The organism is Nostoc cf. edaphicum LEGE 07299 (genome assembly GCF_015207245.1).
Classification (GTDB): domain Bacteria; phylum Cyanobacteriota; class Cyanobacteriia; order Cyanobacteriales; family Nostocaceae; genus Nostoc; species Nostoc edaphicum_B.
This window is the reverse complement of record NZ_JADEXF010000193.1, coordinates 1-6,642: the sequence shown is the minus strand read 5'-3', so window position 1 is coordinate 6,642 and position 6,642 is coordinate 1. Positions and strand designations below refer to the sequence as shown.

At 42.4% G+C, this 6,642-nt stretch carries 8 protein-coding genes; all 8 read left to right on the top strand.

The genetic code is table 11. The features are described from left to right. Window positions 1–455: 455 nt before the first annotated feature. The gene (locus IQ229_RS07900) at window positions 456–836 is read left to right on the top strand and encodes a peptidoglycan-binding domain-containing protein (RefSeq protein WP_194042707.1); all 381 of its coding nucleotides are present in this window, start codon (window positions 456–458) and stop codon (window positions 834–836) included. A 134-nt stretch (window positions 837–970) separates the two neighbouring features. Beyond that, a complete protein-coding gene (locus IQ229_RS07895; RefSeq protein WP_194042705.1) occupies window positions 971–2,389 on the top strand; it encodes an Nramp family divalent metal transporter in 1,419 nt (472 codons plus the stop codon). A 43-nt stretch (window positions 2,390–2,432) separates the two neighbouring features. After that, the gene (locus tag IQ229_RS07890; protein ID WP_194042704.1) at window positions 2,433–2,615 is read left to right on the top strand and encodes a hypothetical protein; all 183 of its coding nucleotides are present in this window, start codon (window positions 2,433–2,435) and stop codon (window positions 2,613–2,615) included. 44 nt (window positions 2,616–2,659) lie between these two features. Next, window positions 2,660–3,394 carry a ZIP family metal transporter gene (locus IQ229_RS07885; protein ID WP_194042702.1) on the top strand — a complete coding sequence of 245 codons (735 nt, stop codon included), beginning with the start codon at window positions 2,660–2,662 and terminating at the stop codon, window positions 3,392–3,394. 42 nt (window positions 3,395–3,436) lie between these two features. Further along, the gene (locus IQ229_RS23800) at window positions 3,437–3,937 is read left to right on the top strand and encodes a hypothetical protein (RefSeq protein WP_228013286.1); all 501 of its coding nucleotides are present in this window, start codon (window positions 3,437–3,439) and stop codon (window positions 3,935–3,937) included. Then, the gene (locus IQ229_RS07880) at window positions 3,823–4,890 is read left to right on the top strand and encodes a glycoside hydrolase family 15 protein (RefSeq protein ID WP_228013287.1); all 1,068 of its coding nucleotides are present in this window, start codon (window positions 3,823–3,825) and stop codon (window positions 4,888–4,890) included. The genes IQ229_RS23800 and IQ229_RS07880 overlap by 115 nt, the downstream gene beginning before the upstream one ends. 29 nt (window positions 4,891–4,919) lie before the next feature. Continuing rightward, complete coding sequence (locus IQ229_RS07875) at window positions 4,920–5,780, top strand: HAD family hydrolase (RefSeq protein ID WP_194042700.1); 861 nt, start codon at window positions 4,920–4,922, stop codon at window positions 5,778–5,780. 189 nt (window positions 5,781–5,969) lie between these two features. Beyond that, window positions 5,970–6,642 (top strand): DUF1206 domain-containing protein (locus tag IQ229_RS07870; RefSeq protein ID WP_194042698.1); only part of this gene is annotated, 673 nt, incomplete at its 3' end.

Genomic DNA, 6,642 nt, shown 5'->3' with positions numbered 1-6,642 from the left:
TAATTATACATTGGAGCCTTACTTTTATGAACTGAACGATCCCAACTTCAGAACCTATGAAGAAAACCTGAGAAATGAGAGAAATCCAAACAGAGCCAAAATTTGATCGGAGGATGTTAGAAAAGTCCTCTTGTTGATATCAAAAGTTTTAGATCCTCCTATAGGAGTCCTAAATCATTTGTGAAAATAAATTAACCGCAGAGGCGCAGAGAACGCAGAGAGAGGAATCGGAGATTTTCACGACTCATTTAGGATTGCTATAAATCTACTGATAACTAACTTGGGAGACTTTGATTCCGGCTTTCCCTTTTTTAAGGGGGGTTAGGGGGTATTTAAAAATGCCTCAAGTCACAGCGAAACACTTTTAAAACAACGGGTGCATTATTACAAATAGTTGAGCTTTATCCAGTTATAAAAACAATTGAATGTGTTTAATTTAGGAGAAATATAAATTTATGAATATTCGATTTATGCGCTCAATAATTTTACCATTGGGGTTAATTTCTACATTATTTTTGGGGATGTTACCCTTTAGTTTTGTACCTGCTAAGGCGCAGACAACCTCAATTACAGGTAGGCTTTCAAAATACTCTCCTGTGAGAGCTCCCTTTCTTACGCGTGGATCTCGTGGACAGCCGGTGAGAGATGTGCAAGCTGTCTTGAAATATTTAGGATTTTATAACGGAGCTATTGATGGTATCTATGGTCCTAGAACTGCTACAGCAGTAGCTACCTTTCAGCGATCGCAAAGAATAGTTGGTGATGGTAGGGTAGGAGCGCTGACGTGGCAAGCTTTACGCAGTAGTATACCACCCGTGCGTCGTCGTGCTTTCTAACAAATAGACATAATTCGCTCAATTGCAGCATTCTTAGAAAATCTACTTGTGATGGTTACTCAAGCCATCCAAAGGCAAATTGAGCATTTGAGATGAATTCATCAACGATATTGGTGCTAATGGGATAGCAAAAAATGAATAATAAAAGCGATCGCAATTTCTCAACAGATACCAGTAACAAACAGCAACTACAAAACACTGTAAACATCCCAGATTCGCCCAAAGGTTGGGATAACTTGAAATGGCTAGGCCCGAGTTTTTTGTGGATGCTTTCGGCTGCGGGTTCGGGTGAATTGCTATTCACGCCAAGAATTGCCGCACTCTACGGTTACACGCTATTATGGGCGCTACTTGCTGCTGTGGTTTTGAAATGGTTTATTAATGGTGAAGTTGGTCGCTTTTCAGTTTGTACCGGCGCAACTATTCTAGAAGGTTTCAAACAACTTCCCGGCCCCAAAAACTGGGCAATCTGGTTGATTTTGCTACCCCAGGTAGTGGTAGCAATTTCTACCGTTGCTGGACTTTCAGGAGCCGCCGCGACAGCGCTAATTTTGGTTGCTGGAGGAAGTGTGCAACTGTGGACAGTAATTATCATTGTTGTAACAGCTGCGATCGTACTTTTGGGGCAATACAACGTAGTAGAAAAGATTTCTTCTTATGTGGGGATTGCCCGTACTGTAGCAGTGGTAGCTGCGGCTATTTTCGTTTTCCCTAATGTTCGCCAACTAGCAACTGGGTTAGTACCGCAAGTTCCACAAGATGTCCAGTATCAAGAAATACTGCCTTGGTTGGGTTTCATGTTGGCAGGTGCAGCCGGATTAATGTGGTATTCCTACTGGGTAGAAGCCAGAGGATACGGTGCAGCTAGTGTTGAAGGAAAAGAGAGCATAGACTCCAAGCAACTCAACCAGGAGCAAAAAAAGAAACTGCGCGGTTGGCTAAATCTCATGACTATATCCAACACTTTAGCAGTGGTGGGTGCGCTCTTGGCGGCGTTGTCTTTCTTGATTCTTGGTGGTGAGTTGCTGCGTCCACAAGGACTTGTACCAAAAGAAAATCAAGTAGCGGAAACTCTGGGTAGTCTGCTAGGCGACCTTTGGGGGCCATTTGGCTTTTGGTTTATGGTAGCGATCGTTTTTATAACTTTCTGTAGTACCGTACTTTCTGTAGAAGATGGATTTGGACGAATGTTTGCCGATGGTACGCAGATATTACTGCAAGGGTTTGGCGTGCGAGGACGTTGGACAAATGAAAAGTTTTTGCAGCGTTTCTATATTGTAGTGCTACTGGTAGCCTTACCCATCGCCGTTTACCTGTTTTTCGGTGAACCTGTCGGCTTGCTACAAACCGCAGGTGGAATTGAAGCTGCTCACATCCCCATCGTTACTGGACTGACTCTTTATTTAAATCATCGAATGTTGCCCAAGGAACTGCAACCATCAAAAATTATTTTTGGTGGAACAGCGATCGCTGGCATATTTTTCGGTGTATTTGCAATTATCTATCTTTTACAATTGCTGGGAGTCATTGGATCTGGATCTGGTGGTGGTTAGAAGTTGAGCCTCAGTCCTATAACTTGAAAGTTAGGTATCAGAAATGTTAGATCAAATTGGACAAGCCTTATTAACCATTGATTACACCTTTTGGCTAAACATCATCTTTGCTGTTATTGGCGGAATTTTGCTGTGGCTGCATTTTAAAGACGATGACTCTCAACATCAGCAACATGGAGAAGAGGATTCACAACTTTCCGGTTCCAAAGCTGGGCAATCTGGTTGATTTTTTATTTAAATCATCGGCTGTTGCCCAAAAAAAGTAGTACCATGCAAAATTATTTAATTGCTCTGGCTTTGTCTACTCTACCCGCCATTGGCAGCTTCTTGGGAGGGTGCTTGGCAGAGTTTCTACCCTCTTCTACACAAAACTTAAGCTTGGCGCTGCATCTGGCTGCTGGTATTGCCTTGGCAGTTGTAGGTGTTGAGTTAATGCCGCAAATCCTGCAAGCTGAACCTGCTTGGTTAGTTATTCTCGCCTTCGTCATGGGTGGTGGCTTTTTCGTCATCACACGCCAGTTAATTAAATGGATACAAAGACGTGTTGGCGGACATCGCAACAGCACAGCATCTTGGTTAATCTTTCTTGGTGTTGCAGTTGATTTGTTCAGCGACGGACTAATGGTAGGTACTGGCTCAACAATTTCTTTCGGATTGGGGTTGATTTTGGCATTGGGACAAATTATGGCAAATATCCCCGGAGGACTAGTCACTATTGCCACCTTCAAAGATCAAAAAGTTTCCCGCCGCAAGCGCCAAATAATCTCTGCATCCTTCTGCTTACCTGCTTTTTTAGGTGTAACCATTGGTTACTGGGCTGTCAGGGGGCAACCTGAGATTCTTCAGTTTAGTCTGCTAGCATTCACTGCTGGGATACTCACCACAGTTGTTGTGGAAAATATGGTTCCTGAAGCAGCTGAGAAAGAAAAAGAAACCTACCTAGAAACTCTTTTTTTTGTAGGAGGCTTTGCATTGTTCGCCCTAATTTCTGCCTATTTTGGTTAGATTACAAGATTTTGAATTTTAAACTTACTATTCAAATTAAAAATGCCACAATCTCAGCATCAACGCACAGCTTTTGGACAACCAGGACTCGAACCTCGGTGGACTCAAGGCAACAAAGATGGGGTAGGAACTGCCAAGGCTATCTCCAGTCGTGTGTGGTTTACCCTTTCCAATGGCATTCTCAACGAAGTTTATTATCCCACTATTGACCGTCCCCAAATTCGAGATTTGCAGTATTTGATTACTGATGGCTCTAGCTTTTTCCATGAAGAAAAACATCTTTATACAAAAACGGAACGTATTTCCCCCCACGTCTTGGGATATCGGATAACTAACTCTGACCCAGAAGGACGCTACACCATCACCATCATGGCCCCGCGACACAGCAGGAACGTTGGGAGGAAGCAAGCGGTTATTCGCCTTCAACCCTGGCCTCAAATATTGCAGCCCTCATCTGTGCGGCTACTTATGCCCGTGAGCGAAAAGATGAGAGTACGGCTAGATTTATTGAAGAGTACGCCGATTTTCTGGAAAGTCACTTAGAAGCCTGGACGGTAACAACCGAGGGAACTTTGGTTCCTGATATTAAACGGCATTACATCCGCATTAATCCGGTGGATATTGACAACCCCCAGCCAAATGAAGATCCAAATCAGGGAATGCTGGCTATTGCCAATCGTCCTCCTGGTAGTCAGTGGCAATTTCCTGCAAAAGAAATTGTCGATGCAGGGTTTTTAGAATTAGTCCGCTATGGTATTCGTAAGCCTAGCGATCGCTTGATTGTCGATTCGCTCAAAGTCGTAGATGCGATACTGAAGGTAGACACTCCTTTGGGTTCCTGCTGGCATCGTTACAATCACGACGGCTATGGACAACGAGAAGATGGCGGCCCTTTCTTGAGTTATGGCAAAGGACGTGCATGGCCGCTATTAACGGGGGAACGGGGACACTACGAACTAGCCGCAGGGCATGATGTACAACCCTTCATCCAAGCGATGGAAGCCTTTGCTTCAGATACAGGAATGTTACCAGAGCAAATTTGGGATAAACCAGACCGTCCAGACTCGCATCTGTATTGTGGACGACCTACAGGTTCAGCAATGCCTCTAGCATGGGCGCACGCAGAGTATATCAAACTACTGCGTTCTGTTCATGATGGCAAAGTGTTTGACTGGATTCCAGAAGTAGCAAACCGTTATTCGGAAAATCAAAAACCAACTCAATTCCTAGAAGTTTGGAAATTCAACCGTCAAATCCGCACAATTAAGCAGGGATATACACTGCGAATTCAAGCATTAGCTCCATTTTGCTTGCATTGGTCAAATGACAACTGGCAGACAATACACAACGTTGACTCAACAGCAACATCAATTGATATTGAATTTGTAGATATTACTATTTCTCCCCATCACCCATCAACCGTTGATTTCACCTTTTTCTGGACTGATTCTCAAAACTGGGAAAACAGCAACTATCAAGTTGCTTTTGTTGATTAGCATTCTTTACTCTGTTTAAAGTTTTAATTATGACTCTTTCAACCAAACCTCTATCTAATCGCATCGCTGTAGTTTTCGACTTCGACGATACTCTTGTACCGGATACTGTTGATGCTTTGTTATCAAGTTTGGAAATTGACGCACTGGAGTTTCGGAAAAACAAAATTCGTCCATTAATTGACAAAGATTGGGATAAAATTTTGGCTCGATTTTACGCCCTCATTGAAGAATCAAAGCGACAAGAAAACAAAATAACGCAGGAATATATTGCCAAATTTGGTCAAAACTTAGCTCCTTTTGATGGCGTTACTCAAATGTTTGATCGCTTGCGTCAATCTGCCTATGAAATCAACCCAAAAGTAGAAGTAGAATTTTACTTAATTACTTGTGGTATGGTGGAAATTGCTCGCCATAACTGTATCACTCCATATTTCAAAGCGATGTGGGGTTGTGAATTTTCCTATGGCGAACATGGCGGAATTGAATTTGTCAAAAAAATTGTTACCCACACAGAAAAAACTCGCTATATGTTTCAATTAGCAAAAGGAATTGAAGGTCATCAAGATGATGGTAAAATGTTTGTTTATCGTGATGTCTCGCCAGATGAACTGCACGTACCACTAACACAGGTGATTTATGTTGGTGATGGTGAGTCAGATATTCCCTGTTTCTCCTTAATGAATCAAGAACAGGGTACAGCGATCGCATTATATAAAGACAGCACTCCAGAAGAATGGGGACGGGAGTTAAGCATTACCCAAAGTCAACGGGTTGCAAACCTTGCACCTGTAGACTACAGCGAAAATTCTGAACTGATGCAGTCTCTCACACTGGCAGTAGAAAGTCTTTGTAAACAGATTTCTCTACAACAACTAAGTGTTGGTGAGTAGAACTTTAAAGATAATTATAAGATGAAAAAAATTGAATCAAATTAGACAAGCCATGCTAACCAGCTCTATCACATATTTCTCTACTAGGAAGGATGCAGAAAATTGCCATAATCTGCATATTATTAACAGAATAAATTTTGGGGTAGGCTCAAAATATTTAGTCCTAACCCAACCTGAATAAATAAACATATGGCACTAGGCGATCCACTTCCTGAAAACATTAAACAGCCAGTTAGACAAGCAGCTTCTTCTCTTTGGGTTGAGCAATTGGCAAGATTAGGCTATGCTGCAAAAGGTTTAGTTTATTTTATCGTGGGTTTGCTAGCAGCACAGGCAGCATTTGGTTCTGGTGGCAAAACTACAAATACTAGTGGTGCGCTAGAGACGATTGTCACCCAGCCTTTCGGTAAATTTCTCCTCGCTATCGTCACCCTTGGGCTGATTGGGTATGCACTCTGGCGTTTTGTGCAAACTATTCTCGACCCCGAACATTCTGGTAAAGAAATGAATGCTAAACGAATTGTCAAGCGTCTGGGCTATGCTTTTAGTGCGATCGCTTACTTGAGTTTGGCTGTGACATCTATAAAACTAATTATGGGTTCAAGTAGTAGCGATAGCGATTCAGTCGAAGATTGGACGATATATTTTCTAAATCAACCTTTTGGACGATGGTTAGTAGTGCTTTTGGGTTTGACAGTGATTGGCGTTGGAATTTCTTACCTTTATAGATCATACAAAGGCAAATTTCGCAAGCATTTTAAACTTTATCAAATGACTCAGACCGAGCAAATTTGGGCAATGCGTCTGGGTAGGTTTGGGATTGCTGCTCGTGGCATTGTTTTTGGGATCATCGGCATTTTTA

Bases quoted from the DNA above. Each gene is read 5' to 3' on its own strand.
- IQ229_RS07875 (WP_194042700.1), top strand. From the start codon at position 4,920: ATGACTCTTTCAACCAAACCTCTATCTAATCGCATCGCTGTAGTTTTC.
- IQ229_RS07900 (WP_194042707.1), top strand. From the start codon at position 456: ATGAATATTCGATTTATGCGCTCAATAATTTTACCATTGGGGTTAATT.
- IQ229_RS23800 (WP_228013286.1), top strand. From the start codon at position 3,437: ATGCCACAATCTCAGCATCAACGCACAGCTTTTGGACAACCAGGACTC.
- IQ229_RS07890 (WP_194042704.1), top strand. From the start codon at position 2,433: ATGTTAGATCAAATTGGACAAGCCTTATTAACCATTGATTACACCTTT.
- IQ229_RS07895 (WP_194042705.1), top strand. From the start codon at position 971: ATGAATAATAAAAGCGATCGCAATTTCTCAACAGATACCAGTAACAAA.
- IQ229_RS07885 (WP_194042702.1), top strand. From the start codon at position 2,660: ATGCAAAATTATTTAATTGCTCTGGCTTTGTCTACTCTACCCGCCATT.